Genomic DNA, 1,660 nt, shown 5'->3' with positions numbered 1-1,660 from the left:
GAAGCCGACATCGGCCGCGGCGATGTGCTGGACCGGGTCGTTGCCGATGCGATGGAAGGTGGTACGCAGCGCTTCGTGACGATGGACGATGCGGTCGAGCGCGCGGCGCAGCGCATTGCGGTCGAGTGCGCCGTGCAGGCGCAGCGCCATCGGGATGTGGTACGCATCGCTGATGACGCCGTCCATCTGGGCGAGGAACCACAAGCGCTGCTGCGCGAACGACAACGACAGGGTGTTCGTCCGCGGCACGTGCGCGATTGCCATCGACTCGTGGCGCGAGGCGCTGCTCACCGCATTCGCGAACGCCGCGAGCACCGGATGCAGGAACACGTCCTTGAGCGTGACTTCCACTTCCAGCGCCTGGCGCAGCCGCGATATCAAGGTGGTGGCGAGCAGCGAGTGTCCGCCCAGTTCGAAGAAGTTGTCGTGGCGGCCGACGCGTTCGAGCTTGAGCAGGTCACTCCAGATCCGGGCGAGCGTTTCTTCCACCTCGCCCTGCGGTGCTTCGTACGCGCCGGTGATGTAGGCGTCCGCCTCCGGCGCGGGCAGCGCCTTGCGGTCCAGTTTGCCGTTGGTGGTGAGCGGGAAGGTCGCGATGGCCACGTACGCCGCCGGCACCATGTGCTCGGGCAGCGTCGTGCGCAGGTGCGCGCGCAACGCTTCGAGGTTCATCGGCGCCGCGTCGTGCATGGCGACGTAGGCGACCAGGCGCTTGTCGCCCGGACGGTCCTCGCGCGCGAGCACGACGGCCTCACGCACGCCGGGGTGTTCGCCCAGGCGCGCTTCGATCTCGCCCAGCTCGATGCGGAAGCCGCGGATCTTCACCTGGAAGTCGTTGCGGCCCAGGTACTCGATGTTGCCGTCCGCGCGCCAGCGCCCAAGATCGCCCGTCCGGTACAGCCGGTCGCCGGTAATGAACGGGCTGGCGATGAACCGCTCCGTCGTGAGTGCTTCGCGGTTGAGGTAGCCACGCGACACGCCAGCGCCACCGATATGGATTTCGCCGGTGGTACCCGTCGGCACCGGTTGCCCAACATCGTCCAGCAGGTAGATGCGGGTATTGGCCAGCGGCCGCCCGATGTGCGGCGATGTCGCCGGCAGGATGCGGGCCACGGTCGCGTCGACCGTGCACTCGGTCGGGCCATAGACGTTGAAGCAGCGTATCGACGCGGCGGCGGCGACGTCCCATGCCTTGCTCGACAGAGCCTCGCCACCGATCAGCAGCGTGTGCAGGCGATGCTTTCCGGCATCCAGCAGGCCACTGGCCGTGAGTAGCTCGAACTGCGCCGGCGTGCAGTCGAAGATTTCGATCTGCTGCTGCTCGATGAAGGCCACCAGGGCATCGCCGTCCGCACGCGCGGACGCCGGCACGATCACGATGCAGCGGCCCGACAACAACTGGACCAGCGACTGCACCGATGCGTCGAACGACAGGCTCGCATCCAGTCCGAGCCGCACATTGCCCTGGCATTGCGCGAACACGTTGCGTTCGAATGCCGACCACAGGTTGACGACGTTGCGGTGCTCGACCATGACGCCCTTGGGAGCGCCGGTGGAGCCGGAGGTGTAGATGATGTAGGCGAGGTGGTGCGCGGCGAGGTCGTCGACTACCGGGTTGTCGGTGCCGTACTGGGCCCACAGCGCGGTGTCCGATTCCAGG

1 protein-coding gene is annotated in these 1,660 nt (G+C 67.3%); it reads right to left on the bottom strand.

The window, feature by feature from the left end:
- On the bottom strand, nucleotides 1-1,660 hold a 1,660-nt coding region (locus ACYVD7_RS14300; protein WP_460764558.1), incomplete at both ends, for an amino acid adenylation domain-containing protein.

This window comes from Lysobacter fragariae, assembly GCF_054779775.1.
The sequence above is the reverse complement of the archived record's forward strand: the minus strand, read 5'-3'. Positions and strand labels throughout refer to the sequence as shown.